This window comes from Dysosmobacter sp. Marseille-Q4140 (genome assembly GCA_018228705.1).
Taxonomy (GTDB): Bacteria; Bacillota; Clostridia; order Oscillospirales; family Oscillospiraceae; genus Oscillibacter.
The window spans coordinates 369755-393175 of record CP073694.1; the positions used below are offsets into that span (position 1 = coordinate 369755).

Here is a 23421-nt window from a genome sequence, read left to right on the forward strand (position 1 = left end):
GCCTCCCTCACTCCGTCAGGTCCGACAGGGCACGGCTCACCCGGTCGGGCCGGTAGTGGTACGTCTCCTTCACATAGGTCATCAGGTCCCGGCCGGAGTCCTCCAGGGCCTCCATGCTGGTGTCCCCCACGATCTTCCCCCGGCGGATCAGCACCGCCCGGCCGATGAAGTTCTGGACCTCCTCCAGCAGGTGGGTGGAGAGGATCACCGTCTCCGTGGGCTCCAGGATGCCCAGCAGCACCTTGTAGAAGTCCTCCCGGTTGAACACGTCGTTTCCGGCGAAGGGCTCGTCCATGAGGATGTAGTCGGCCCCCTGGCTCAGGGCCAGAATGACCTCGAACTGGTTCTTCTGGCCGGTGGAGAAGTGCCGCAGGAGCTTGCCGGACGGCAGCTCGAAAAACTCCATCAGCGCCCGGAACCGCTTGTCCCGGAAGGCCGGGAAGTGCGCCTGATAGAATACCCGGTGGTCCTCCGCGGTCAGCCCGGGGAAAAAGGAGTGCTCGCAGGTGGCAAAGGACAGCCGGGCGATGTTCTTCCCGGTGATGGGCTCGCCGTCCAGGGTGACGGTCCCCCGATGGCGCAGCAGGCCCAGAATGCACTTGAGCAGGGTGGTCTTGCCGGCGCCGTTCTCTCCGAACAGTCCCACGATCTCCCCCTGGGGGATCGTCAGGGACACGCCGTCCAGGGCCCGCTTGGCGCCGTAGCTTTTGACGACTTCCTTCAATTCGATCATAGCACCCTCCAAATCTCCGCCCATTGCCCCGGGACGACGCACGCCGCCGGGGTGAACAGCATATAGGCCCCATAGAACAGCGCCAGAGACCCCGCCAGCAGCACCGCTGTGGCAGCGACTGTGGCCGCCGGGATGGCCAGGCACCGGCGGTGGTACTCCCACCGGTCCGGCAGCCGCCGCATCAGGTACACCGGCCGGCTCCCCTCCCGGTAGTGGTCCGCGTAATGGCGGGCCGCCGTGACCGCCGCCAAGCCGATCTGTATCCAAAAGACCAGGGGGATAACGCCGATGATCTCACGGAGATCCTGCATCTTCACCCCGGTCCGCAGGACCCGGGCACCGTTTTCCCAGAGGAACAGCCGCTCCCAGGCGCTCATATAGCGGATCGCAAACAGGATCCACGCCAGCAGCGTGACCATAGCCAGACAACCAAGGGCATTCACAGCCTCTCCCCGGGCGTCCCGTCCCGGCGGCGCCCAGTTTCTCCAGTCAATCCTCGCCACGGCGCACCTCCTTCCACACCGGCACCAGCGCTCCCAGGGCAACGGCCAGCGCCACCAGACCCAGTACCAGTCCCCCGCTCTCACTGCCGATCCCGGAGGGGAAGGTGATCGCCGCCAGGGCGGCGACGCCGTACAGGGCCCATCCCCAGCCGCTCCGGCGGCTCCAGAAGGACCACATGGAGCAGCACAGGCCCAGAGACAGGGCGTACATCCCGTTGCGGACGTAAAGGCCCCAGTCCTCCAGGGGCAGCAGGGCGTGGAACAGCGGGTCGGCGTAGGCGGCCAGAAACAGGGACTGGGGGCCGGCCGTGCCGCTGCCTGCCGCCAGATACCACCGGCTCACCGCCAACAGGCAGACCAGCTGGAACCCCATCAGGATCAAAAAGGCCAGGGCGTAACAAAGACCCCACAGCACCACCACGGTCAGCTCCCCCACCCGCAGCCGCTCCAGCGTGTACCGGCAGCGGACGCCGCCCAGCAGATCGCTGCCCCAGAGGCAGCAGATCACCGCCAGGGCCAGCAGCGCCGCCCGGAAAGCGTAGGACAGGCAGCTGCCTTGCAGCAGGTTGCTCAGGCAGGCGGCAGGCAGACCCCGCAGCGCCACCAGTACCGCCTCCGACGCTGCCAGGACCGCCAGCAGCGCCAGCAGCTTTCCGCACACGCCCCGGGCGCCCAGCAGCATCACCGACCAATACCGTCTCATGGTTCCGCCTCCTCTCCTGTCTCCGGCGCGTCCCACAGCCGCCGAATCTCCGCCAGGGCCTCCTCACGGGAGACCCCCATCTGCCGCATGGCCCGGACCAGGGTCCCGGCCTCCTCCGCCAGCAGTTCCCGGCGGACCCGCTCCACGGTCTCTCCGTCTGCCGTCACCAGGCTCTTGGCGCCGGTGTGGGAGGCGATGATCCCCTCCTCCTCCAGGATCCGGTAGGCCTTCTGGACGGTGTTGGGGTTCACCCCCAGCAGGGCCGACAGCGTGCGGCGGGAGGGCAGTTCGTCCCCGAAGCGGATGGTGCCCGCCGCCAGTCCCCGCTGGATGTGGCGGATGATCTGCCGGTACAGAGGACTGCCCTCCACCGGCACGAAGCCGTCAAAGATCACGCTGTCTCACCGCCCTTTTCAAAACCGTATTATTTAAGTAGTACACTTTCTAACTGTATTATAGCAATGATACGGTTTGCTGTCAACCAAACAAACTGCCCCGGATCGCTTTTTTCCGGCGGTCCGGGGCGCAAAAAAACACCGCGCCGAACGGCACGGTGTTTTTTCGGTTCTTAGTAGAAGCGCTTCTTGTTCTTGCGAGCGGCCTCAGACTTCTTCCGGCGCTTGACGCTGGGGCTCTCATAGTGCTCTCTCTTACGGACCTCAGCAATCACGCCAGCCTTGGCGCAGCTGCGCTTGAAACGCTTGAGCGCGCTGTCGATGGACTCGTTTTCCCGCACGTGGATCTCAGACATCTATATTTCCCTCCCTCCGAGGTATCCGGCTCAATCCAGGATACTTTAAGGGCCATAAACTATGGCTTTAACAAAGCTATTATACGGACCTTGCCGGCCGTTGTCAAGGGATTTTGTTGAAAATTTGCGGAATCCCCGTGTCCGTCCGCCCGCGGCTCTTTACTGGGGCTTGACGATCAGGTTCACCAGACGGTCCTTGACCAGGATGGTCTTGACGATCTTCATGCCCTCGGTGGCCTTCTGGACCTTCTCCACAGCCATGGCGGCGGCCACCACGGCGGCCTCGTTGCTGCCGGCGGGCATGGTGATGGTGCCCTTGAGCTTGCCGTTCACCTGGACGGCCATGTCCACGGTAGAGGCCACGGTCTTGCTCTCGTCATAGACGGGCCACTGGGCCTGGCAGCACATCTTGCCGGTCTGGCTGGCAAAGCCCAGCATCTCCCACAGCTCCTCGGTAATGTGGGGGGCGAAGGGGTTGAGCAGCAGCAGCAGATACTTCACATCGCCCCGGGTGCAGCCGTTGGCGCCCAGCTCGTTGACCATGGTCATCATGGCGGCGATGGCGGTGTTCATCTTCAGGGAGTCGATGTCCTCGGTGACCTTCTTGATGGTCTTGTGGATGATGGCCTCGTTGGCGGGAGTGACGTCGTAGCTGTCGGAGGCGGCCTCTGCCAGGTTCCACACGCGGTCCAGGAAGCGCTTGGAGCCCTTCACCGCGTCGTTGGACCAGGTGGCGGCCTTCTCGAAGTCGCCGATGAACATGATATACAGGCGCATGGTGTCGGCACCGTACTGGTCCACGATGTCGTTGGGGTTGACCACGTTGCCGCGGGACTTGGACATCTTCTCGCCGCCCTCGCCCAGGATCATACCGTGGCTGGTGCGCTTGGCATAGGGCTCCTTGGTGGGCACCACGCCGATGTCATAGAGGAACTTGTGCCAGAAGCGGCTGTACAGCAGGTGCAGCGTGGTGTGCTCCATGCCGCCGTTGTACCAGTCCACGGGAGACCAGTAGTCCAGAGCCTCCTTGCTGGCCAGAGCCTTGTCGTTGTGGGGGTCCATATACCGCAGGAAGTACCAGCTGGAGCCGGCCCACTGGGGCATGGTGTCGGTCTCCCGCTGGGCGGGGCCGCCGCACTGGGGGCAGGTGGTGTTGACCCAGTCGGTCATCTTGGACAGCGGAGACTCGCCGGTGTCGGTGACCTCGTAGGAGTCCACCTCCGGCAGCAGCAGGGGCAGCTGATCCTCCGGCAGGGGCACCCAGCCGCACTTGGGGCAGTTCACCAGGGGGATGGGCTCGCCCCAGTAGCGCTGGCGGCTGAACACCCAGTCGCGCAGCTTGAAGTTGGTCTTGGGATGGCCGATGCCCTGCTCCGTGACCCACTTCTTCATGGCGGGGATGGCCTCCTTGACGGTCATGCCATCCAGGAAGCCGGAGTTGACCATGATGCCGGTGTCGTCCTTGAGGGTGAAGGCCTCCTTGGTGATGTCGCCGCCCTTGACCACCTCGATGATGGGCAGGCCGAACTTGGTGGCGAACTCCCAGTCGCGCTGGTCGTGGCCGGGCACGCCCATGACGATGCCGGTGCCGTAGCCCATAAGGACGTAGTCGGAGACGAACAGAGGAACCTGCTTGCCGCTGGCGGGGTTGACGGCCTCGATGCCCTCCAGGCGGACGCCGGTCTTTTCCTTGTTCAGCTCCCCGCGCTCAAAGTCGGACTTGTGGGCGGCCTCGTCGATATAGGCGGACACGGCGTCCCAGTTCCGGATCTGGTCCTTCCACTGCTGGAGGTAGGGGTGCTCCGGGGAGATGACCATATAGGTCACGCCGAAGAGCGTATCGCAGCGGGTGGTGTAGACAGTCAGCTTGTCGCCGTTGGTGGCGGTGAAATCCACCTCGGTGCCCTCGGACCGGCCGATCCAGTTGCGCTGCTGGATCTTGACGCGGTTGATGAAGTCCACGTCGTCCAGGTCGTCGATCAGGCGGTCGGCGTACTTGGTGATGGCCAGCATCCACTGGCTCTTCTCCTTGCGGATGACCTCGCCGCCGCAGCGCTCGCACACGCCCTCCACCACTTCCTCGTTGGCCAGGACGATCTTGCAGCTGGTGCACCAGTTGACGGGCATGGAGGCCTTGTAGGCCAGGCCCTTCTTGAACATCTGCAGGAAGATCCACTGGGTCCACTTGTAGTAGTCGGGATCGGTGGTGTTGACGGTCCGGTCCCAGTCGAAGGAGTAGCCCAGCATATGCAGCTGCTTTTCAAAGTTCTCCACGTTGTCGTGGGTCACCTTGGCGGGGTGGATGTGGTGCTGGACGGCATAGTTCTCCGTAGGCAGGCCGAAGGCGTCATAGCCGATGGGGAACAGGACGTTGTAGCCCTGCATCCGCTTTTTCCGGCAGATGATGTCCATGGCGGTGAAGGGCCGGGCGTGGCCCACGTGGAGGCCCTGGCCGGAGGGGTAGGGGAACTCGATCAGGCCGAAGAACTTCTCCCGGGTGGTGTCCCCGGTGACGGCGGTGAAGGGCTTCTCCTCCAGCCACTTCTGCTGCCACTTTTTCTCAATGGCGGTAAAATCGTACTTCATATACTCTCTCCTCATTCCTGTGAATGGTTTTTGCGGTGTGGGCAAAAAAACACGCCCCTGACCGTACTTGGTCAGGGGCGTCGAAACGCGATACCACCCTGCTTCAGCCGTCTGTTGCCAGACGGCCCTCGGTGGCCCATAGGGCCTGGGCTGTAACGGGCCCACCGTCCCGCCCTACTTCCCGTTCAGGCAGGCAACTCCGGGAGCAGTCATCCACGGAACTCCCCCACCGGCTCGCAGCGTCCGCCGGCTCTCTGGAGGCGGGAAATTCCGTCTTTCTTCCCTTCAAAGTCGTTAACGCATCCATTTTATGAGGCTTTTTCCGTTTTGTCAAGTGGGACCTTGGAAACTCCCCTTCTTTCACCCGATCTCCCGCAGCAGCTCCTCCGCCGGGATGCCGAAGAGCTTGGCCAGGGCCAGCAGATTGGAGGTGCTGGGGTCCGCCGCGCCGGTCTCCCACTTGCTGACCGCCTGGCGGCTGACGCCCAGGGCCTCCGCCACGAATTCCTGAGTCATGTTCCGCTCCATCCGGTGCTTTTTCAGCGCCTCTCCCAGGGAGCGGCAGGCCTCCTCCTTTTCCCGGCGGACGCCGCCGGAGCAGATATACTTGCGCAGGGCCCGGATCACCAGGGACAGCAGCCAGATCCAGAGGGACAGGAGCCCCAGCCCCACCGCCGCAAAGAGTATCGTATTCGCCATATCTGTGAACCTCCTTTTGAAGTTGGCCCCATCCTACCGGAAGCGGGCGGTTGCCTCCACCAGCTATGGCGCAACTTTCAGTCGCTCCGCGCAAAATACGCCCTCGTGGCCGCCTTTTCAGTCAAAAGCGCCCCGGCTCACCGCCGGGGCGCCTGCTTTTCAGTCGGGGGTCAGCACGCCGCTCAAATCCACCGGCTTGCCGTCGTGCCACAGCCGTTCCAGGGAGTAGAACTCCCGGGCCTCAGGGGAGAACACGTGGACCACCACGCAGCCGTAGTCCAGCAGGACCCAGGTGCCGTCCCGGTAACCCTCCCGGCGCAGGGGATCCTCTCCCGCCTGCTCCTTCAACGTCTTTTCCACCGCGTCGCACAGAGCGTTGATCTGGGTGTTGGAGGAACCGGTGGCGATAACGAAAAAGTCCGCCAGGGTGGTCTGCTCTGTAATTTCAATGGCACTGATCTCCTTGCCCTTCTTCTCGTCCAGGGCTTTCGCAGCCAAAATGGCCAGTTCTCTCGGTGTCATGGGCTTCTTCCTTTCTATACTTTCAACCGTTATGCCGCCGGTGGCGGCCCGATGATGGAAAATCCACCGTCAGATGTGCCGGGGTCCGCCGTGGTGCCGTCTGTTCCGGGGCCTGCGGCGGTCTCACCGTCCGCGCCGGGCACCGCATCCGTGCCGTCTCCGGTTCCGAGATCCGCAGTCGTCCCGTCCTCCGGATATACCATCTCCGGCGGGAGGGGTTCCCCTGTCACCGGGTCCAGAGGCCAGTTGCCCGTCTCAGGGCCGGTGCTCTCTCCGGAGCCAGGCGTGGTTCCTCCGGTGCCGGGGTCTGTAACGGTCCCCGTGCCGGAGCCATCAGAGGTGCCGCCGTTGACATTCCCGATGATCTCACCGGTCTCCGGATCCAGAAGGTTGCCGTTTTCATCCGTCACAGGCTCCTCCGGCTTTTCCTCCTCTTTCGGCTCCCAGAGGGACTTCCAGTAGGCCGTGGTGTTGGTGGCCTGGCTGTCTTCCATGTGGCCGGTAGAGGAACTGACAGAGCCGTTGGAATTCACCGTCATGATGTCCAGATCGCTCTTGGTGAATACCTCCACATAGGGGCTGAGCTCATTATTGACCAGTTCCAGCAGCTCGTTGGGGTAGGGCGTCACATAGGATTGGACGGAATACTTACCCAGCATTTTGCTGACGGAACGGCTGTACGCGTAAGCGTTGTAGTTGCCGGGCATGGTGACGAAGTTCACGTTCTCCACCTTCAGCCCGCCCTGAATGGCCGACTTGGCAAACCAGAAGATGTTCTGGAGGCTCAGATCTGTGGTGACGTTCTTCTGGAACACCTCCACCAGCTGGTTGATCTTGGTGATATTCTCCAGCTTCAAAAGCTGCTCCAGCACCGCCTTCAAAAACGCCTGCTGGGTGCCGATGCGGCCGATGTCGCCGTCCTTGTAGCCGTTGGCGCCGTCCCGGAAACGGACCACGCCCATGGCCTGTTCTCCGTCCAGCAGCTGATAGCCCTTTTTGAGATGGATGGACAGATCCTGATAGGGGTCCTCGTAGTCCATGTTCCGGGGCACGTCGAACCACACGCCGCCCATGGCGTCCACGATCTCGCCCACGGCCTCCCACTCCACGATCACCTGGAAGTCCGGCTCAAAGCCCACCAGCTGGGAGATCTCCTTATAGAGGTACTGAATGCCCCGGTCTCCCCCGCCGTAATAATTATAGACAGAGTTGATCTTCTTGATGTCCCAGGGCACGTTGACCATGGTGTCCCGGGGGATGGACATGACCGTGGCTTTCTGATTGGTCACATCGTAGCTGGCCAGCAGCATGGTGTCGGTGTTTCCGCCGCCGCCGGTATCCCGGCCCAGGATCAGCACCGTGTAATAATCTTCACTCTTGCGCTCACCCTCGCTGCGGGGGCGGGTCCCCTCGCCCCAGTCGATCTCCTCAACCTCCTCCGTCTCCCCGGTGTCCGGGTCCACGGTGACGGGAGGCTCCTTTTCCGCGCTGAGATCCGGCCGGACAAAGAGACTCTGCCAGGCAGCAACGCCCACCACACCCACGGCCAGCACCGCCGCCAAGGCGATCAGGAACTTTTGCTGTCGGGTGAGCCGGCCGGGCTTTTTGGGTTTAGGTTCCTTGGGGGGCTTATCCTGCTTGCCGGAAGCCAGTCGCTTTCCGGGCTGCCGGCCGGGGTCGCCATCTTTTTGCATGGGCGCCGCCTCCTTTTCTCTCTATTATGCCGCGGGTGCGGGGGCGATGATCACAAATCCACTGTCTCCGGTACCGGGATCGGTGATGGTCCCGCCGGCACCGGGATCCGTCGTAGTCCCGCTGGTGCCGGGATCCGTCGTGGTCCCGCCGGTGCCCGGGTCTGTGGCAGTCCCGCCGGTGCCGGGATCCGTCGTGCTCCCGCCGGTGCCGGGATCCGTCGTGCTCCCGCCGGTGCCGGGGTCCGTGGTAGTCCCGCCGGTGCCCGGATCCGTGGTGGTCCCGCCGGTGCCGGGATCCGTCGTAGTCCCGCCGGTGCCCGGGTCCGTGGTGGTCCCGTCATTGACATTTCCAATGATCTCTCCGGTCTCGGGATCCAGGATGTTGCCGTTTTCGTCGGTCACCGGCTGGTTCTCCTCCGGCTTCGCAGTGGTGGATCCGCCGCCGCTGCCGCTGGAGGTAACCGGCGGAGAGGCCGCCTTACTGTCCTCCACATAGCCGGTGGAGGAACTGACGGACCCATCGGAATTCACCGACATGATGTCCAGGTCGCTGAGGGTGAACTGCTCCACATAGGGACTGAGCTCATTGTTGACCAGATCCAGCAGCTCATTGGCAATGGGAGTCACGTAAGACTGGTAGCTGTGGTAGCTGCGGCTCCAGCAGGAGACATTCTTGTTGGGCATGGTGACGAAGTTCACATTGTCGATGCTCAGGCCGCCGAACACCGCCGCCTGGGCAAACCACAGGATATTCTGGAAGCTCAGGTCTGTCTCCACGTTATCCTGGAACACCTTGATGAACTCGTTGATCTTGGTGACATTTTTCACCTTCAGGAGCTGCTCCACCATGGCCTGGAGGAACGCCTGCTGGGTCTTGATGCGGCCCAGGTCCCCGTCGGGATACCCGTAGCGCAGGTCGTTGTCGTGCCGGTAGCGCAGCACACCCATGGCGCCTTCGCCGTCCAGCAGCTGATAGCCCTTTTCAATATGGATGGACAGGTCCTGATAGGGGTCGTCGTAGTTCATGTTCCGGGGCACGTCGAACCACACACCGCCCATGGCATCCACGATCTCTCCCACGGCCTCCCACTCGATGACCACCTGATAATCAGGCTCAAAGCCCACCAGCTGGGAGATCTCCTTATAAAGGTACTGCAGTCCCTTGTCCCCGCCGCCGCCGTAGTTGTACACGGCGTTGATGCGCTTGATGTCATAGGGGATGTTGACCATGGTGTCCCGGGGGATGGACATGACCGTGGCCTTCTGGTTGGTCACATCGTAGCTGGCCAGCAGCATGGTGTCGGTATTTCCGCCGCCGCCGGTGTCCCGGCCCAAAATCAGGACCGTGTAGTAGTCCTCGCTCTTGCGCTCGCCGTCGCTGCGGGGACGGGTCCCCTCGCCCCAGTCGATCTCCTCCGTCTCCTCGCTGTCGGCGGAGGGCTTGGTGCTCAGATCCGGCCGGATGAACAGGCTCTTCCAGGCGGCCACGATGACCACCACCAGGGCCAGCACCACCGCCAGGGCGATCAGCAGCTTCTGCTGCCGGGTGAGGCGGCTGGGCTTTTTCGGCCGTTTTTCCTTGCTCTTTCTCCCACGGGGCTGCTTTCTTCCGCCCGCCAAATGCTTTCCAGTCTCTTTTTCCACAGTTTTGTCTATCCTTTCAATGCGTCCCGCGCCTCAATGGTGGCGTGGTGCACAGGGTTCCCCATTGCGTTCATCTCTCCGATGGTCATTTCCAGACCCATCAACAGGCCCGCATCCAGGTTTTTATAGCACACAGCACGTAATTTGTCCACCCCCGGGAAATCCCGGGAGGGCTCGATATAGTCTGCCAGATACAGGATCTTTTCCAGCAGCGTCATGTTGGCATGGCCTGTTGTATGCCACAAAATGGCACTGTAAATCTCCTCGTCCACACCGAATACGTCCCGGGCGATGGCAGCGCCGGTCTTGGCGTGGAGCAGCTTCAGCGCCTTTTGCTCCAGTTCGTCCAGTTGGATGCCGTAGTGCCGGCACAGGGCCAGCTGTGCCTCCATGTCCAGCTTCTTGGTGCAGTCGTGGAGCAGGGCGCCCACCCGGGCCTTCTCCACGTCCGCGCCGTATCGCTCCGCCAGGCGGATGGCCTCCTGCTCCGTGCCCAGCACATGGGGGATGCGCTTGTGCTTGAGGTAGCTCAGGGCCACGGGCCGCAGCTTGGACAGGGGCAGATGCTTCAACTCCGCCCCGGTGCCGTAGAGGCCCTCTCTTAAAATGTATCCATACACCGCAGGCGCCAGCAGATTGGCCCCCCGGTCCGCCGACAGCTGCTCCCGCAGCTCCGTGGAGGAGATGTCCACCACGCCGGGAATGGTCAGGGTGAAGATCCGGGCATCCGGGTAGGTCCGGTACAAATACTCCCGCTGGACGGAGAACAGTTCCTCCGTGTCCTCCTCCGTGCGGCCGAAGGCGGCGATGCCCGCCAGGGCGAAGATGGCCTCCGGCTCGTGCCAGGTCTGGAGGGTCAGGAACATGTCCGTCCCCATCAGCAGCCACAACTCCGCCTCCGGATACAGCTCCCTGATCTGGGACAGGGTGTCGGCGGTGTAGCTCTTCCCCTGGCGCCGCAGCTCCAGGTCCAGGACCTGCACCCGGTCCCCCAGGCCCAGCTGCTCCGCCGCCAGTCGGGTCATCTCCAGCCGCTGCTCCGCCGTGGGGCTCCCCGCGGGCAGAGCCTTGTGGGGCGGCAGTCCCACAGGCACCAGCAGCAGCTTGTCCAGTTTCAGCAGATCAAACACCGCCCGGGCCGCGGTCAGATGGCCCAGGTGGGGCGGGTTGAAGGTCCCGCCGTAGACACCGATTTTCATGCTCGATCCCCTTTTTTCTCTCCGATGGACCCCTTATACCCGGGGCTTTTTGGCCGGCTTCACCAGCTGGATGCGCTTTTCCTTGGGCTTGGAGTGGCTCTCCCGGTACAGCACGAACTTCGTGCCGATCACCTGCACCACCTCGGAGCGGGTAGCCTGGGCCAGAGCCTCCGCGGCAGTGCGGGCATCGTATTCGATGTTGTTGTCCAGCACCTTCCCCTTCACCAGCTCCCGGGCCTCCAGGGCGTCGTCCGCCTGCTTGATGAGGTTTTCCCCAATGCCGTCCTTGCCGATGTGGAGGATGGTGTCGATGGAGTTAGCCAGGCCCCTCAGCTGGGCCCGCTGTTTGCTTGTCAGTTCCATGTGTGCTCCTTTATGCCGGGAAAACTCCGGCTGTTATTATATTTAGACGCTTATTTCTTCAAATAGGTTTCCAGTTTCGCGGAAAAATCCCGCAGGGCCCTGCCCCGGTGAGAGATGGCGCTCTTCTCCTCCGCCGTCAGCTGGCCGAAGGTCTTGCCCTTCTCCGGCACCAGGAACACCGGGTCGTAGCCGAAGCCCCCCTCGCCCAGAGGAGCGAAGGCGATGGCGCCGTCGCAGCGGCCCTCCGCCGTCAGCGTCTTTCCGTCGGGGAAGGCGCAGGCGATGGCGCAGGCGGAGTGGGCCGCCCGGGTGGTCTGGCCCCGCAGGGAGTTGAGCAGCAGCATGTAGCGCCCCCGGTCGTCCAGGCCCTCTCCGCCGTAGCGGGCGGAGTAGACCCCGGGGCCGCCGTTCAGGGCGTCCACGCACAATCCGGAGTCGTCGGCGATGGCAGGAAGGCCCGAGGCGGCACAGATGGCCTTGGCCTTGAGCATGGCGTTCTCGGCGAAGGTGGTGCCGGTCTCCTCCACCTCCACGGTGATCCCCATGTCGGCGGGGCTCACCACCTCCACCCCCAGGTGGGACAAAATATCGGACATCTCCCGGAGCTTGCCGGGGTTGTGGGTAGCCAGAATGAATTTCATCCGTTCTCTCCTTTCAGCGCCCGGCGCTGGAGCTCCAGCAGCTCCCGGTTGCCCTTGGCACACAGCCGCACCAGCTCCTGCTGCTCGGCAGGGGTGAAGGCACGGCCCTCGCCGGTGCCCTGGAGCTCGATGATCTCCCCCAACTCGTTCATGACGCAGTTGAGGTCCACCTGCGCCCGGCTGTCCTCGCTGTACTGGAGGTCCAGCATGGGCTGTTCATCCACGATGCCGGCACTGACGCCGGTGACGAAGTGGCGGATGGGGCTGGAGGCCAGAACGCCCTCCTCCACCATCTTCCGGCAGGCCAGGCTGAGGGCGATGAAACCGCCGGTGACGGAGGCGGTGCGGGTGCCGCCGTCGCCCTGGAGCACGTCGCAGTCGATGGTGATGGTGTGCTCGCCCAGCTTGTCCATATCCACAGCGGCCCGGAGGGAGCGGCCCACCAGCCGCTGGATCTCGGCGCTGCGGGGGCTGAGCTTCAATTTGGCAACGTCCCGCTTGCTGCGCTCCCGGTTGGCCCGGGGCAGCATGGAGTACTCCGCCGTCACCCAACCGGAGCCCTCCGGCACGTGGGGCGGGGTGCGGTCCTCCACGCTGGCGCAGCAGAGAACCATGGTGTCGCCGCACTGGATCAGGCAGCTGCCCTCGGCGAATTTGACGAAATCCGTGGTGATCTTGATGGGGCGCAGCTGGTCGAACGCCCGCCCGTCCTGTCGTTTTATCATTTTGACTTCCTCTTTCTTTACGGTCCAGAGCCGGATCATACCCGAGTCCGGCTATCTCTCGTTTACAAATCTCCCCGCGCAGCCCGCTCCAGCTCCGCGCCGCCGGTCTTCTGCTTCAGGGAGACGGTCATCTGTCTGCACCGTGGACAGTACCACGCCGGACAGGTCTTGCTCAGACGGGAGACCGGCAGGCGGAAATCGCCTTTGTCCTCTTTGAGCAGCAGCACACGCGGCTCCCGCACAAAGGCGGCCGTTCCCCCGCCAGTCTGCAAAAAACCGCTCACCATAGCCTGCCCGCAGTCCGGACACATCCGGCTCATATGATGGCCTCCACGTAGGCCTTGGGGTCGAAGGGGCGCAGGTCCCCGATGCCCTCGCCCACGCCGGCGAACTTCACCGGCACGCCCAGCTCCCGGGCGATGGCGACGACGATGCCGCCCTTGGCGGTGCCGTCCAGCTTGGTCAGTACGATGCCCGTGAGGCCCGCGGTCTCCTTGAAGGTCCGGGCCTGGATGAGGCCGTTCTGACCGGTGGTGGCGTCCAGCACCAGCAGCGTCTCCCGGGCGGCGCCGGGGCACTCCCGGTCGATGATCTTGGACAGCTTGGCAAGCTCCGCCATGAGGTTGGCCTTATTGTGCAGCCGCCCGGCGGTGTCGCACAGCACCACGTCCACATGCCGGGCCTTGGCGGCCTGGAGGGCGTCGAACAGCACGGCTCCGGGGTCGGCGCCCTCGTGCTGGCGCACCAGCTCGCAGCCGGCCCGCTCCGCCCAGATCTCCAGCTGGTCAGCGGCGGCGGCGCGGAAGGTGTCCGCCGCGCACAGCAGCACCCGCTTGCCCTCGCTTTTGAGCTGATGGGCCAGCTTGCCGATGGAGGTGGTCTTGCCCACGCCGTTTACGCCGATGAACAGCACCACAGAGGGGGTAGTGGAGGTGTTCAGGGCCATGTCGCCCACGTTCATCTCCTCCGCCAGGATCTCCCGCAGAGCCGCCTTCACGTCCTCCTGGTCCTGGAGTTTCTCCTTGCGGACCCTGGTGCGCAGCTTCTCCACGGCGTCCAGGGCGGTGTCCATCCCCAGGTCCGCCAGGATCAGCGTCTCCTCCAGTTCCTCGAAGAAGGCCTCGTCGGCCTCGGTGAAGCCGGAGAAGAGATTGGTGGTGATTTTTTTCAGTTTGTCAAAAAAGCCCATAGCGTCCTCCCAAACCGGAGATCAGGACCGGGGCGGCTTGTCCCAGTCCAGCTTCTCTCCGCAGTATTTGCAGTATTCGCCGAAAAAGCCCCGCACGTGCGCGCCGCAGGCCGGGCAGCGGATCTTCAGCAGCTCGATCACAAGACCCGCCGCCAGTAAAACGCCTCCTGCCGCGCCCGCCGCCGGTACATCTGCCGTCCTGCTGAGGCTCAGCATCACGAACCCGGAGAGCATCAGCGCGATGCTCAGGATCATCCATCTGCGCAGCGTCACAGGATCGACCTCCTCATACCTTCAACTCTCCCGCCGGCCTCCGCAGTCGGCGGAGCGCTCACTCCAGCTTCTTCCCGCAGTAGGGGCAGGTCTTGCCGGTGCTGAACTCCCGAACCCACCGCTTGCAGTGGGGGCAGCGCAGCAGCAGCCGCACCAGGCCCAGGTCCAGGAGGAAGATCACAAGGCCCGCGTAGGTCATGGTCCCGCCCCGGAACAACAGCAGTCCCGCCAGAAGGCCCACACAGATGATGAGGACCTGTTTGTGTTTGGTTTTCATCGCTTATCGCTCCTTACTGGATCTTCAGTTCTTTCGCCAGGTCGTTCATGTTGATGGTCAGGATCTTGGAGATGCCCTGCTCCTGCATGGCGTCGTCGCAAAGTCCGCTGTCCTCCGTTTCCGCCCAAGGCGAAACCTCCGGCCGCTCCCTTGCTCCTCCGCTTCCCACCGAAACCGCTGGGTTTCGGCGGGAACCCTGACGTCACCATGCTTATTGGATCTTCAGTTCCTTCGCCAGGTCGTTCATGTTGATGGTCAGGATCTTGGAGATGCCCTGTTCCTGCATGGTGACGCCGTAGAGGACATCCGCCTCCTCCATGGTGCCACGGCGGTGGGTGATGACGATGAACTGGGTCCGCCCCGCCAGGGTCCGCATGTAGCGGGCGTAGCGGGTGACGTTCGCGTCGTCCAGCGCCGCCTCGATCTCGTCCATGACGCAGAAAGGCGTGGGGTGGACTTTCAAAATAGCGAAGTACAGCGCGATGGCCACAAAGGCCTTCTCGCCGCCGGAGAGCAGGGAGATGGTCTTAAGAGTTTTTCCCGGCGGCTGGGCCTTGATCTCAATGCCGCAGCCTAAGATGTCGTTCTCGTCCTCCAGCTCCAGCGTGGCCCGGCCGCCGCCGAAGAGCTCCACAAAGGTGGTCTGGAAGCTCTCCGCCAGGAGCTTGAACTGCTGGGCAAAGATCTCCGTCATCTGGCGGGTGATCTCCTCGATGATGCCGCCCAGCTCCTCCTTGGCCTTCTCCACGTCGTTGCGCTGCTCCGTGAGGTAGGTGTAGCGGGTGTTGACCCGGTCGAACTCGTCGATGGCGCCGATGTTGATGGCGCCCAGGGCGCCGATGTCCCGTTTCAGCTCACCGATCCGGCGGGAGGCCTTGGGCACGCTCTCCAGCTCCACCCGGACCTCCTGGGCGGCGGAGTGGCTGAGCTCATAGTGCTCCCACAGCTTGTCCAGGATCTGCTTTTCCTCCATGGCGGAGGTTGCCAGCCGCTGCTCCAGCTTGGAGGCGGACCGCTCCAGGTTCAGCAGGTTCTCGTTCATCTCCTGGCCGGCCTTGTTCTTGGCGGTGCGCTCGGCCTCCAGGGCGATCTTCTCCTGGTTCAGCTCCGTCAGGCGCCGGCGCAAGTCGTCGCTCTGCTGTGCCAGTGCGGCGGACTCCTCCCGCAGGCGCTGGATCTCCGCCTGGGCATCCCGGATAGTCTGGTGGCACTGCTCTACCATGGCCTCCTTCTGGGCCCGGCCGCCGGTCAGATCCTCCGCCAGGCGCCGCAGCTCCGCGGCCCGGTCTGCGGCGGCCTCCCGCTCGGCGCCCAGGGCGGCCAGGCGGCTCTTGGCGGCGCTGATCTCCTCCGCCAGGGCGTTGGAGTGCTCCAGCAGCTCCGACTGGCCGGAGAGGGCCTCCTCCGCCTGGGCGCGGTACCCAGCGGCCAGGGCCTCCTGCTCCGCCACGGCCTGCTCCGCGGCCTCCCGGCGGCGGGCGTTGTCACTCAGGCGGCCGGTCAGGCTCTCCAGCTCGCCCTCCAGATTCTCCAGGCTCTCCCGCAGGGAGCGCAGGAGGATGTCAAAGTGGTTCTGCGTGCCCTCCAGCCGCAGTACCTCGTCCTCGGCCTGGCGGCGCTGGGCCTCCGCCGTCTCCAGTTCGTACTGGGCGGCGTCCAGCTCCCGCTGGGCGGCCTCCTGCTCCTTCTGGGCCTCCGCCAGCTGGCGGTGCATGGCGGCGCTGCGGCCCTGGAGCTTCTCAAGCTCCGCGGCCCGGCTCAGCACGCCGGCGCTGCGGCTGGCGGAGCCGCCGGTCATGGAGCCGCCCCGGTTGATGACCTGGCCGTCCAATGTCACGATCCGGAAGGCGTTGCGGTACTTCCGGGCCATGGCGATACCGCAGTCCAGGTCCTCCACGATGACGGTCCGGCCCAGGAGGCTGTGGAAGATGTTCTGATATTTCGGGTCGAAGGTCACCAGCCGGGAGGCAAGGCCCACGAAGCCAAACTCCTGCTCCACGCCCCTTTCCCGCAGCTCCTCGCCCCGGATGGCGGTCAGCGGCAGGAAGGTGGCGCGGCCGCCGTCCCGCTGCTTGAGGAAGTTGATGGCGGCCTTGGCGTCCTCCTCCCGGTCCACCACGATATTCTGCAAACCCGCCCCCAGGGCGATCTCGATAGCCAGGGAGTATTTGCCCTCGGTCCGCATGAGGCCCGCCACGGGGCCGTGGATGCCCCGGAGGCTGCTCTGGGCCTGGCAGACCAGCTTCACGGCCTTGGAAAAGCCCTCGTACTCCTTCTCCATCTCCGTCAGGAGGCGGATGCGGTTGTCCAGGGCGCCCACGTCCATGGTCAGCTGGACCTTCTTCTCCCCGGCTGCGGCGGCCTTCTTCCGCCGCTCCTCCATCCGCAGGCTGTGGCCGGCGATGATGTTGGCCGCGGCGGCGGCCTCGTCCCGGGCGTCCTCCAGACGGCGGCGGTTGTCCCGGGACTCCCGCTCCGCCTCTGTCAGGCGCTCCCCGGCGGCAGCCCGGTCGGCCTCGGCGGCGGCGCTGCGCTCCCGGATCTGGACGCTCTCCGCGTCCGCGGCGGCGGCCTCTGCCCGGGCGTCGGCGGCAGCGGCGGCAGCCATGGCCTCCCGGCCCCGCAGGGCCTCGGCCTCGCTCTGGTGGCCGTCCGCCCGCTCGGCGGCGGACCGGGCCTTCTCCAGCAGGGCCTCCAGGGCGGCATTTTCCTCCGCGATACGGCCCTCCAGCTCCGCCGCGTGTTCCTTCTGCTCCGCGGCCTGGGCGGCGAGACTCCCCGCCCGGGTGTCGCTCTCGGTCATCTCGCTGCTCACCCGCTGGATGGTCTCCTGGTTGTGGGCGATGGTGCCCTCCAGCACGGCGGCGGCGCTCTCCTGCTCCTTGGCCTGGGTCTCCAGCTGGGAGACCTGGGCCCGGAGCCGCTCGGCCTCCATGTCCTTCTCCTGCATCCGCGCGCCGTACTGCTCCCCCTCGGCGTAGAGGGCGTCCAAGGCCGCGCGGGCCTGATCCCGCTCCGCCTCGGCGGCGTGGAAATCGGCCTCCAGCTTCCGCCGGCCGGCCTTCAGGGCGTCCAGGTTCTCCAGCCACAATGAGATCTCCAGCAGGCGCAGCTCGTCCCGCAGGATCAGGTACTTCTTGGCCTTCTCCGCCTGGTCCCGCAGGGGGTCCACCTGGAGCTCCAGCTCGGAGATCTTGTCATTGATGCGGACCAGGTTCTCCTCCGTCCGCTCCAGCTTCCGCTCGGCGTCCTCCTTGCGGTGGCGGAACTTGGCGATGCCGGCGGCCTCCTCGAAGATCTCCCGGCGCTCGCCGCTCTTGGCGGAGAGGATCTCGTCGATCTTGCCCTGGCCGATGATGGAGTAGCCCTCCTTGCCCATGCCGGTGTCCATGAACAGCTCCGTCACGTCCTTGAGGCGGACGGACTGGCGGTTGATATAGTATTCGCTCTCACCGCTGCGGTAGTAGCGGCGGGTGACGGCCACCTCCGACTCCTCCATGGTGGGGAAGATGTGCTCGGTGTTGTCAATGACCAGGGTCACCTGGGCGAAACCCACCTGGGCGCGCTTTTCGGTGCCGCCGAAGATGACGTCCTCCATCTTGGCACCCCGGAGGCCCTTGGCGCTCTGCTCGCCCATGACCCAGCGGATGGCGTCGGAGATGTTGGATTTGCCAGAGCCGTTGGGGCCCACGATGGCGGTGATGTCCTCACCAAAGTTCAGCACGGTCTTGTCGGGAAAGGACTTGAACCCCTGGATCTCCAATGCTTTTAAGTACACGGTCTCACCTCTTACGAATCTACATACGATAACTAAAATACTATATCAGACAACCCCTCCCTTTTCAAGGATTTTTCCATGAAGAAACGGGATTTTTCTCGCGAAACAGACACATCCTCCCGAAAAAAAGGAGCGCCCCCGTGCCTTGCGGCACGGGGGCTATGAGGGGAAAAAGGAGATCTGGTATCGAAGGAAAACAGAGAGGGGAGGTACCGCTCACCAGGCGGCAAGACGCCGGCCAAGGGCGCGGCAGGCCTCCTGGCCGTCGGCGTCCGGGGCCTCATAGCAGATCAGCCCCTTCTCATCCAGAAGGATGGCGCCTGCGTCGTCGCTGCGGGCACACCAGTCCCGCATCCACTGGCCGTCGGCCCAGGAGTAGGAGCCGAAAAGGGCGATCCGCTTGCCGCCCAGGGCACTCTCCAGCCCCGCGAACATGGGTTCAAATTCCATCTCCTCCAGCTGCTCGCTGCCCATAGCAGGGCAGCCGAAGGCCACGGCGGAGAACTCGGCAAAGCGGGCGGCAGAGAACTCCCCGGGGCCCATCAGCTCCGCCTCGGCGCCGGATTCCCGGATGCCCTCGGCGATGCAGGCGGCCATGGCCTCCGTGTTGCCGGTGCCGCTCCAATATACAATGGCGATCTTTTTCATCAGGTCCATTCCTTTCCGCGTTGTGATATGTGCATCCGCCTTTATGGCGGAAGGTGCCCTTTGGCCGGTCGGACGGCCCCCGAGGATCGTAGGGGGCCGTCCTGCCCGGAAACAGGTGGTCGCCTGTCCTGGTCCCGCCGTCCGGTCTGCCGGTCTCCATGGGAGGTGCTGACTCCATGGCCGTAAAGCGGCCGCCGGCGCGTCTCCCCCGCGAGCTGCCCCGCCTTCCCGGCGGCACGGAGAGCGCCTGCACCGGCTCGGATTCCGGTCCGTCGGCAGGTTCCATACACATTAGTTAGTTTTTTCTAACCATTGCTTTCGAAGTTGGCGGGCCTCCGCCCGCCGCAATAGTTAGTTTTGACTAACCATGTGCACAATATATCACAGCCACTGCCGCTTGTCAATCCCCTTTCTGCGTTTTTTGCTGCCCGCTTTCCTGCCGCCGCAAAGTCCGGATTCATAGCGCCACTGCGTGATACTCAAAATAGATCTCGCCTTTTTCTCCCCCCTGTGTTATACTTTCAAAAAAATAACGGCAAAGGGAGGGAATACCGGTGCGACCAAAACAGCCGCGGCTGATCGTCTCCTTCCACACCACGGCGGAGGCCATTGCCACCGAGACGGCCTGCCGCCGCCGGGGACTGGATGGAAAGCTGATCTCCGTGCCCCGCAGCGTTACATCCGACTGCGGCCTGGCCTGGTCGGCGCCGCCGGAGCTGGAGGAATCGCTGCGGCAGCTGCTGGCGGAGAGCGGCGTGGAGCCCGCCGGATTTCACCATCTGACGGTGTGAGGATGGTTTTTTACGCCCGTCGTTATTCTTTTGAAAAAACAGTGAGTATAAGGAGTGTGTTGTGGAATGAGAGAGAATTCCTGGCTGCGGGACTATGGTCCGCTGCTGCTGACCGGCGTGGTGGTGGGCGTGGCGGCCCTGGTGCTGACCGCCTGCGGCAACCCCGCCAACATGGGCTTCTGCATCGCCTGCTTCGAGCGGGACATCGCCGGTGCCCTGGGCCTGCACAGCGCCGCCAAGGTCCAGTATTTCCGTCCGGAGATCGCGGGCATCGTCCTGGGCGCCCTGGTGGCGGCCGTGGCCGCCAAGGAGTTCCGGGCCAAGGCCGGGTCCTCCCCCGCCTGCCGCTTCCTGCTGGGATTGTTCGTGATGATCGGCGCCCTGGTGTTCCTGGGCTGCCCTCTGCGCATGGTGATCCGCCTGGGCGGCGGCGACCTGACCGCCGTGGCGGGCCTGCTGGGCTTCATCGCCGGCATCGGCGTGGGCGTGGTGTGCCTGCGCAAGGGCTTCTCCCTGGGCCGGGCCTATCCTGTCCGCTCCGGCGAGGGCATGGCCCTGCCCCTGATCCTGGTGATCGGCCTGGTTCTGCTGCTGGTCTTCCCCTCCCTGCTGCGCTTCTCTGAGGAGGGCCCCGGCTCCCAGCACGCCTTCTGGCTGATCTCCCTGGTCGCCGGCGGCGTGGTGGGCGTGCTGGCCCAGCGGAGCCGCCTGTGCATGGCCGGCGGCATCCGGGACGCCGTCATGGTCCATGATTTCCGGCTGCTGGCGGGCTTCGTGGCCATCTGGGCCACGGTGACCATCGGCAACCTGATCCTGCACAAGTACAACTTGGGCGCCGTGTCCCAGCCCATCGCCCACAGCCAGTACCTGTGGTCCTTCCTGGGCATGGCCCTGGCGGGCTGGGGCTCCGTGCTGCTGGGCGGCTGCCCCCTGCGGCAGCTGATCCTGGCCGGTGAGGGCAACGGCGACTCCGCCGTCACCGTGCTGGGCATGGTGGTGGGCGCCGCCCTGGCCCACAACTTCGGTCTGGCCGGCAACGCCGACTCCGTGGCCGAGGACGGTACTTACGTGGTGGGCGGCATCGGCACCGCCGGCATGGTGGCCGTGGTGCTGGGTTTCATCGTGCTGCTGGCCGTGACCCTTACCCATCTTCCCGGAAAGGAGGACGCATGACATGATCGATACCCGCGGTTACATCTGCCCCACCCCGGTGCTGATGGTCCAGAAGGCCCTGAAGGACGGCCCCGCCAGCGTGGAGGTGCTCTGCGACGCCCGGGCGGCGGTGGAGAACGTCACCCGCTTCGCCAAATCCCAGGGCTATCAGGTGACGGAGGCCCCGGAGGGCCCCGACTTCAAGCTGACGCTGACGAAATGAGAAACACGGGAGACGGACCGGTCCGTCTCCCGTGTTTTTTTACGCTTCCTCCCAGAAGAGCTCGTCCAGGGTCTTGCCCAGCACGCGGCAGATGGCCAGGCACAGCTTGATGGTGGGGTTGTAGTCCCCCTTCTCAATGGCATTGATGGTCTGGCGGGAGACCCCCACCGCCTCCGCCAGCTGCTGCTGGCTCAGGTCCCTGGCGGCCCGGGCGGATTTCAGGCGGAGGTTCTTCATTCCCCGTCCTCCTCGTCGCGTCCGGTCCCGTGGATCAGGTACACCGCCAGGATCACCAGACACAGCGCCCCCAGCAGGAGATTCGTCGCGCGGAAGGTGAGGACGCCCTCCTCCACCAGTCCGCCACGAACCAGGTTCCCTATGCCGCAGATGAGGTTCGTTGCCGCGGCGGCGATCATCGTGATCAAGATCTGCCGGGGCTTTTCCCGCAGACTGACATAGGCCCCTTTGACGATACAGGTGGAGGCAAAGACGCCGCCGCCCACGCAGAAGCACAGCACCGCCCCGGTCATGGCGTCGCACCAGCGGCCCAGCAGCAGCTCCGAAGCCCCGTACAGCGCCGCGGTCACCAGGGTGGCGATGAAAGCGTATTTATAGGCCGTGCCCCGGGCCCGCTCCTGCCGCTCGTCAAAGGTCATGTCCAGCACCTTGGCCCGGATGAGAACGCCGATCAGGACAGCGGCCACCGCCAGCCCCACCAGTGCGCCCATCATCGTCTCCGCCGTCATTCCGTTCATGGCGATCCCTCCTGTTCCTGGATGGGACCATGTTACCATTCTCTTTACTTTTTGTCAAGTATATTTTACTTTTTGTCGCAAAGAACTGCCGCAGCCCTTGCTGCGGCAGTTGATCAGTCCCCGGTCCTCCGGTACTGCTCGATCTGGCGGTAGAGGCACTGGAGGCCGTCGGAGAGCCCTCCCACCTCATCGATGAGGCCCACCCGCACCGCCTCCTCCCCGTAGAGGACGCTGCCCACGTCGGCGGCCATGTCGTCCTTGCGGAGCATGAGGGTCTGGAAGTCCTCGGCGGAGATGCGGCTGTGGCCGGAGACGAAGGCCACGATCCGCTCCTGGAGCCGCTGGAAGTAGCTGTACGTCTGGGGGGCGGCGATGACGGTGCCGCTCATGCGGACCGGGTGGATGGTCATGGCGGCGGAGGGCACGGCAAAGCTCCGCCGGGCCGCCACCGCCAACGGCACGCCGATGGAGTGGCTGCCGCCCAGGACGATGGAGACGGTGGGCTTCGTCATGCCCGCGATCAGCTCGGCGATGGCAAGGCCGGCCTCCACGTCGCCGCCCACGGTGTTGAGGAGGAATAGCACGCCGTCTACCTCCTCCGCCTCCTCCAGCTTGGCAAGGAGGGGCAGGACGTGCTCATACTTGGTGGTCTTGGTCTGGTCCGGGGCGTTGCTGTGGCCCTCGATCTGGCCGATGATGGTGAGGCAGTAGACGCTGCCGTGGGGCGTACGGGTCAGGGCGGAACCGAAGTCCACGATCTGCTGGGCCAGGCCGCCGGTGTTTTCGTTGTTTTCTCCGGCAGCGCTGCACGCTTTGGTCTGTTCGCTCATAGGATCCCTCGCTTTCTCCCGTAGCATCTGCGTTTTTGGCGAAAACTACGCACCCCTCGGACTTTCTTTTTTCCCGTTCCTGTGATATGATAAAACAATCCAATTTTAAAATGCCCAGACCGCAAAACGGGAGGTGCATCTTGTGGAGAAGATCCGTCAAACACTTTCCGCCCTCCGGGTCCATTGGCCCCGGCTCCTGATCGTCTGTCTGGTCCTGGCGCTGTCCTTTGGGGCGGGCATGGGCGTGCAGGCAGCGCTGGAGCGCACGGAGAAGGAAGAGGAAATCCAGGCCGCTCTCTCCAATTTCAGCCGCCAGATGAAGATATTCTCCAACGATGTGAAGCGGATCACACGAGAAGCCGAGCAGGCCGAGGCGGCCGGGAAGCCTGCGGAGGCCCCGTCGGAAAATCATGTCATCTCATCGGACCTGGCCTTTCTGCGGGCAAAAGCCGTCGCCATCGCGGACATGGCGGAGCTGCCCGGGTCCCGCCAATATCCCAATGCCAAGGTCTATTTGGCGTCCTGGGAACCGGCGCTGCTGGGCGCCGGCTGCGCCGACGCGGAGGCCCTGACTGAGATCGAGACCATCTGCCGCCCCCTTTGGGATGCAGTGACTGGTCTTTCCTGTAAGGACACCATGGCCCGGCTGGAGGAAAACGTCACCTCCAGAGACTATCAGGATGCCCTGGACCTGCTGGGCATCGGCGACTTGATACCGACAACCACCCAAGGAGGAACCTGA

28 protein-coding genes and 1 other annotated feature are annotated in these 23421 nt (G+C 64.3%); of the genes, 4 read left to right on the plus strand and 24 right to left on the minus strand.

What is annotated here, in order from left to right; genetic code table 11:
* Nucleotides 1-7 precede the first annotated feature (7 nt).
* The 21 genes from KFE19_01760 to KFE19_01860 all read right to left on the minus strand — a co-directional run bounded on the left by KFE19_01760 (nucleotide 8) and on the right by KFE19_01860 (nucleotide 18928).
* A complete protein-coding gene (locus KFE19_01760; protein QUO38275.1) occupies nucleotides 8-733 on the minus strand; it encodes an ABC transporter ATP-binding protein in 726 nt (241 codons plus the stop codon).
* Nucleotides 730-1236, minus strand: coding sequence for a hypothetical protein (locus KFE19_01765; protein ID QUO38276.1), 507 nt, complete (start codon nucleotides 1234-1236; stop codon nucleotides 730-732). Before KFE19_01765 ends, KFE19_01760 begins: the two co-directional genes overlap by 4 nt.
* A complete protein-coding gene (locus KFE19_01770; protein ID QUO38277.1) occupies nucleotides 1223-1939 on the minus strand; it encodes a hypothetical protein in 717 nt (238 codons plus the stop codon). Before KFE19_01770 ends, KFE19_01765 begins: the two co-directional genes overlap by 14 nt.
* Nucleotides 1936-2334, minus strand: a complete 399-nt coding sequence (locus KFE19_01775) for a GntR family transcriptional regulator (protein ID QUO38278.1) — start codon at nucleotides 2332-2334, stop codon at nucleotides 1936-1938. The genes KFE19_01770 and KFE19_01775 overlap by 4 nt, the downstream gene beginning before the upstream one ends.
* Nucleotides 2335-2507: 173 nt before the next feature.
* A complete protein-coding gene (gene rpsU, locus KFE19_01780; protein ID QUO38279.1) occupies nucleotides 2508-2690 on the minus strand; it encodes a 30S ribosomal protein S21 in 183 nt (60 codons plus the stop codon).
* A 159-nt stretch (nucleotides 2691-2849) separates the two neighbouring features.
* Nucleotides 2850-5276, minus strand: a complete 2427-nt coding sequence (gene leuS, locus KFE19_01785) for a leucine--tRNA ligase (GenBank protein ID QUO38280.1) — start codon at nucleotides 5274-5276, stop codon at nucleotides 2850-2852.
* A gap of 70 nt (nucleotides 5277-5346) precedes the next feature.
* Nucleotides 5347-5574, minus strand: a binding site (T-box leader).
* Between the two features lie 62 nt (nucleotides 5575-5636).
* Nucleotides 5637-5975, minus strand: a complete 339-nt coding sequence (locus KFE19_01790; protein ID QUO38281.1) for a helix-turn-helix transcriptional regulator — start codon at nucleotides 5973-5975, stop codon at nucleotides 5637-5639.
* Between the two features lie 159 nt (nucleotides 5976-6134).
* On the minus strand, nucleotides 6135-6497 hold the full coding sequence (gene rsfS, locus KFE19_01795) for a ribosome silencing factor (protein ID QUO38282.1): 363 nt from the start codon (nucleotides 6495-6497) through the stop codon (nucleotides 6135-6137).
* Nucleotides 6498-6526: 29 nt separating this feature from the next.
* Entirely contained in the window at nucleotides 6527-8191 is a 1665-nt protein-coding gene (locus KFE19_01800; protein ID QUO38283.1) for an LCP family protein, read from the minus strand.
* Nucleotides 8192-8215: 24 nt separating this feature from the next.
* The gene (locus tag KFE19_01805) at nucleotides 8216-9835 is read right to left on the minus strand and encodes an LCP family protein (GenBank protein QUO38284.1); all 1620 of its coding nucleotides are present in this window, start codon (nucleotides 9833-9835) and stop codon (nucleotides 8216-8218) included.
* A gap of 8 nt (nucleotides 9836-9843) precedes the next feature.
* Nucleotides 9844-11034 (minus strand): nicotinate (nicotinamide) nucleotide adenylyltransferase, encoded by a 1191-nt coding sequence (nadD, locus tag KFE19_01810; GenBank protein ID QUO38285.1) that lies wholly within the window; start codon nucleotides 11032-11034, stop codon nucleotides 9844-9846.
* A gap of 33 nt (nucleotides 11035-11067) precedes the next feature.
* Nucleotides 11068-11397, minus strand: coding sequence for a ribosome assembly RNA-binding protein YhbY (gene yhbY / locus KFE19_01815; GenBank protein QUO38286.1), 330 nt, complete (start codon nucleotides 11395-11397; stop codon nucleotides 11068-11070).
* Between the two features lie 50 nt (nucleotides 11398-11447).
* Complete coding sequence (locus tag KFE19_01820) at nucleotides 11448-12038, minus strand: XTP/dITP diphosphatase (protein QUO38287.1); 591 nt, start codon at nucleotides 12036-12038, stop codon at nucleotides 11448-11450.
* Nucleotides 12035-12763 carry a ribonuclease PH gene (rph, locus tag KFE19_01825; protein QUO38288.1) on the minus strand — a complete coding sequence of 243 codons (729 nt, stop codon included), beginning with the start codon at nucleotides 12761-12763 and terminating at the stop codon, nucleotides 12035-12037. The genes KFE19_01820 and rph overlap by 4 nt, the downstream gene beginning before the upstream one ends.
* Nucleotides 12764-12825: 62 nt before the next feature.
* On the minus strand, nucleotides 12826-13083 hold the full coding sequence (locus KFE19_01830) for a hypothetical protein (GenBank protein QUO38289.1): 258 nt from the start codon (nucleotides 13081-13083) through the stop codon (nucleotides 12826-12828).
* Nucleotides 13080-13952, minus strand: a complete 873-nt coding sequence (gene ftsY / locus KFE19_01835) for a signal recognition particle-docking protein FtsY (GenBank protein ID QUO38290.1) — start codon at nucleotides 13950-13952, stop codon at nucleotides 13080-13082. The genes KFE19_01830 and ftsY overlap by 4 nt, the downstream gene beginning before the upstream one ends.
* A gap of 21 nt (nucleotides 13953-13973) precedes the next feature.
* Nucleotides 13974-14225 carry a hypothetical protein gene (locus tag KFE19_01840; protein ID QUO38291.1) on the minus strand — a complete coding sequence of 84 codons (252 nt, stop codon included), beginning with the start codon at nucleotides 14223-14225 and terminating at the stop codon, nucleotides 13974-13976.
* Nucleotides 14226-14283: 58 nt separating this feature from the next.
* Nucleotides 14284-14502: a hypothetical protein gene (locus KFE19_01845; GenBank protein ID QUO38292.1), complete on the minus strand. Its 219-nt coding sequence runs from the start codon at nucleotides 14500-14502 to the stop codon at nucleotides 14284-14286.
* Nucleotides 14503-14515: 13 nt separating this feature from the next.
* A complete protein-coding gene (locus tag KFE19_01850; protein QUO38293.1) occupies nucleotides 14516-14671 on the minus strand; it encodes a hypothetical protein in 156 nt (51 codons plus the stop codon).
* A 42-nt stretch (nucleotides 14672-14713) separates the two neighbouring features.
* Nucleotides 14714-18280 carry a chromosome segregation protein SMC gene (gene smc / locus KFE19_01855; protein ID QUO38294.1) on the minus strand — a complete coding sequence of 1189 codons (3567 nt, stop codon included), beginning with the start codon at nucleotides 18278-18280 and terminating at the stop codon, nucleotides 14714-14716.
* Nucleotides 18281-18496: 216 nt separating this feature from the next.
* Nucleotides 18497-18928 (minus strand): flavodoxin, encoded by a 432-nt coding sequence (locus tag KFE19_01860; protein QUO39491.1) that lies wholly within the window; start codon nucleotides 18926-18928, stop codon nucleotides 18497-18499.
* Nucleotides 18929-19482: 554 nt separating this feature from the next.
* Here KFE19_01860 and KFE19_01865 point away from each other — a divergent pair.
* The 3 genes from KFE19_01865 (at nucleotide 19483) to KFE19_01875 (ending at nucleotide 21094) form a co-directional block, all read left to right on the plus strand.
* Entirely contained in the window at nucleotides 19483-19719 is a 237-nt protein-coding gene (locus KFE19_01865) for a DUF3343 domain-containing protein (GenBank protein QUO38295.1), read from the plus strand.
* Between the two features lie 66 nt (nucleotides 19720-19785).
* On the plus strand, nucleotides 19786-20892 hold the full coding sequence (locus tag KFE19_01870) for a YedE-related selenium metabolism membrane protein (GenBank protein ID QUO38296.1): 1107 nt from the start codon (nucleotides 19786-19788) through the stop codon (nucleotides 20890-20892).
* 1 nt (nucleotide 20893) lies between these two features.
* Entirely contained in the window at nucleotides 20894-21094 is a 201-nt protein-coding gene (locus KFE19_01875; GenBank protein ID QUO38297.1) for a sulfurtransferase TusA family protein, read from the plus strand.
* 39 nt (nucleotides 21095-21133) lie between these two features.
* Here the strand turns inward: KFE19_01875 and KFE19_01880 are convergent, their stop codons facing one another.
* The 3 genes from KFE19_01880 to KFE19_01890 form a co-directional block, all read right to left on the minus strand.
* Nucleotides 21134-21331 (minus strand): helix-turn-helix transcriptional regulator, encoded by a 198-nt coding sequence (locus KFE19_01880; protein ID QUO38298.1) that lies wholly within the window; start codon nucleotides 21329-21331, stop codon nucleotides 21134-21136.
* Nucleotides 21328-21840 carry a hypothetical protein gene (locus tag KFE19_01885; GenBank protein ID QUO39492.1) on the minus strand — a complete coding sequence of 171 codons (513 nt, stop codon included), beginning with the start codon at nucleotides 21838-21840 and terminating at the stop codon, nucleotides 21328-21330. The genes KFE19_01880 and KFE19_01885 overlap by 4 nt, the downstream gene beginning before the upstream one ends.
* 122 nt (nucleotides 21841-21962) lie before the next feature.
* The gene (locus KFE19_01890; protein QUO38299.1) at nucleotides 21963-22706 is read right to left on the minus strand and encodes an ATP-dependent Clp protease proteolytic subunit; all 744 of its coding nucleotides are present in this window, start codon (nucleotides 22704-22706) and stop codon (nucleotides 21963-21965) included.
* 115 nt (nucleotides 22707-22821) lie between these two features.
* Between KFE19_01890 and KFE19_01895 the strand changes: the two genes are divergently transcribed.
* The gene (locus KFE19_01895; protein ID QUO38300.1) at nucleotides 22822-23421 is read left to right on the plus strand and encodes a hypothetical protein; all 600 of its coding nucleotides are present in this window, start codon (nucleotides 22822-22824) and stop codon (nucleotides 23419-23421) included.

What these genes read in the sequence shown, in the direction of transcription:
- KFE19_01770 (QUO38277.1), bottom strand. Translation starts at nt 1,939, where the DNA reads ATGAGACGGTATTGGTCGGTGATGCTGCTGGGCGCCCGGGGCGTGTGC.
- rsfS (QUO38282.1), bottom strand. Translation starts at nt 6,497, where the DNA reads ATGACACCGAGAGAACTGGCCATTTTGGCTGCGAAAGCCCTGGACGAG.
- leuS (QUO38280.1), bottom strand. Translation starts at nt 5,276, where the DNA reads ATGAAGTACGATTTTACCGCCATTGAGAAAAAGTGGCAGCAGAAGTGG.
- KFE19_01875 (QUO38297.1), top strand. Translation starts at nt 20,894, where the DNA reads ATGATCGATACCCGCGGTTACATCTGCCCCACCCCGGTGCTGATGGTC.
- rph (QUO38288.1), bottom strand. Translation starts at nt 12,763, where the DNA reads ATGATAAAACGACAGGACGGGCGGGCGTTCGACCAGCTGCGCCCCATC.
- KFE19_01870 (QUO38296.1), top strand. Translation starts at nt 19,786, where the DNA reads ATGAGAGAGAATTCCTGGCTGCGGGACTATGGTCCGCTGCTGCTGACC.
- nadD (QUO38285.1), bottom strand. Translation starts at nt 11,034, where the DNA reads ATGAAAATCGGTGTCTACGGCGGGACCTTCAACCCGCCCCACCTGGGC.
- KFE19_01845 (QUO38292.1), bottom strand. Translation starts at nt 14,502, where the DNA reads ATGAAAACCAAACACAAACAGGTCCTCATCATCTGTGTGGGCCTTCTG.
- KFE19_01760 (QUO38275.1), bottom strand. Translation starts at nt 733, where the DNA reads ATGATCGAATTGAAGGAAGTCGTCAAAAGCTACGGCGCCAAGCGGGCC.
- KFE19_01880 (QUO38298.1), bottom strand. Translation starts at nt 21,331, where the DNA reads ATGAAGAACCTCCGCCTGAAATCCGCCCGGGCCGCCAGGGACCTGAGC.
- KFE19_01885 (QUO39492.1), bottom strand. Translation starts at nt 21,840, where the DNA reads ATGACGGCGGAGACGATGATGGGCGCACTGGTGGGGCTGGCGGTGGCC.
- yhbY (QUO38286.1), bottom strand. Translation starts at nt 11,397, where the DNA reads ATGGAACTGACAAGCAAACAGCGGGCCCAGCTGAGGGGCCTGGCTAAC.
- KFE19_01800 (QUO38283.1), bottom strand. Translation starts at nt 8,191, where the DNA reads ATGCAAAAAGATGGCGACCCCGGCCGGCAGCCCGGAAAGCGACTGGCT.
- KFE19_01860 (QUO39491.1), bottom strand. Translation starts at nt 18,928, where the DNA reads ATGAAAAAGATCGCCATTGTATATTGGAGCGGCACCGGCAACACGGAG.
- rpsU (QUO38279.1), bottom strand. Translation starts at nt 2,690, where the DNA reads ATGTCTGAGATCCACGTGCGGGAAAACGAGTCCATCGACAGCGCGCTC.
- KFE19_01830 (QUO38289.1), bottom strand. Translation starts at nt 13,083, where the DNA reads ATGAGCCGGATGTGTCCGGACTGCGGGCAGGCTATGGTGAGCGGTTTT.
- KFE19_01890 (QUO38299.1), bottom strand. Translation starts at nt 22,706, where the DNA reads ATGCTACGGGAGAAAGCGAGGGATCCTATGAGCGAACAGACCAAAGCG.
- KFE19_01820 (QUO38287.1), bottom strand. Translation starts at nt 12,038, where the DNA reads ATGAAATTCATTCTGGCTACCCACAACCCCGGCAAGCTCCGGGAGATG.
- ftsY (QUO38290.1), bottom strand. Translation starts at nt 13,952, where the DNA reads ATGGGCTTTTTTGACAAACTGAAAAAAATCACCACCAATCTCTTCTCC.
- KFE19_01790 (QUO38281.1), bottom strand. Translation starts at nt 5,975, where the DNA reads ATGGCGAATACGATACTCTTTGCGGCGGTGGGGCTGGGGCTCCTGTCC.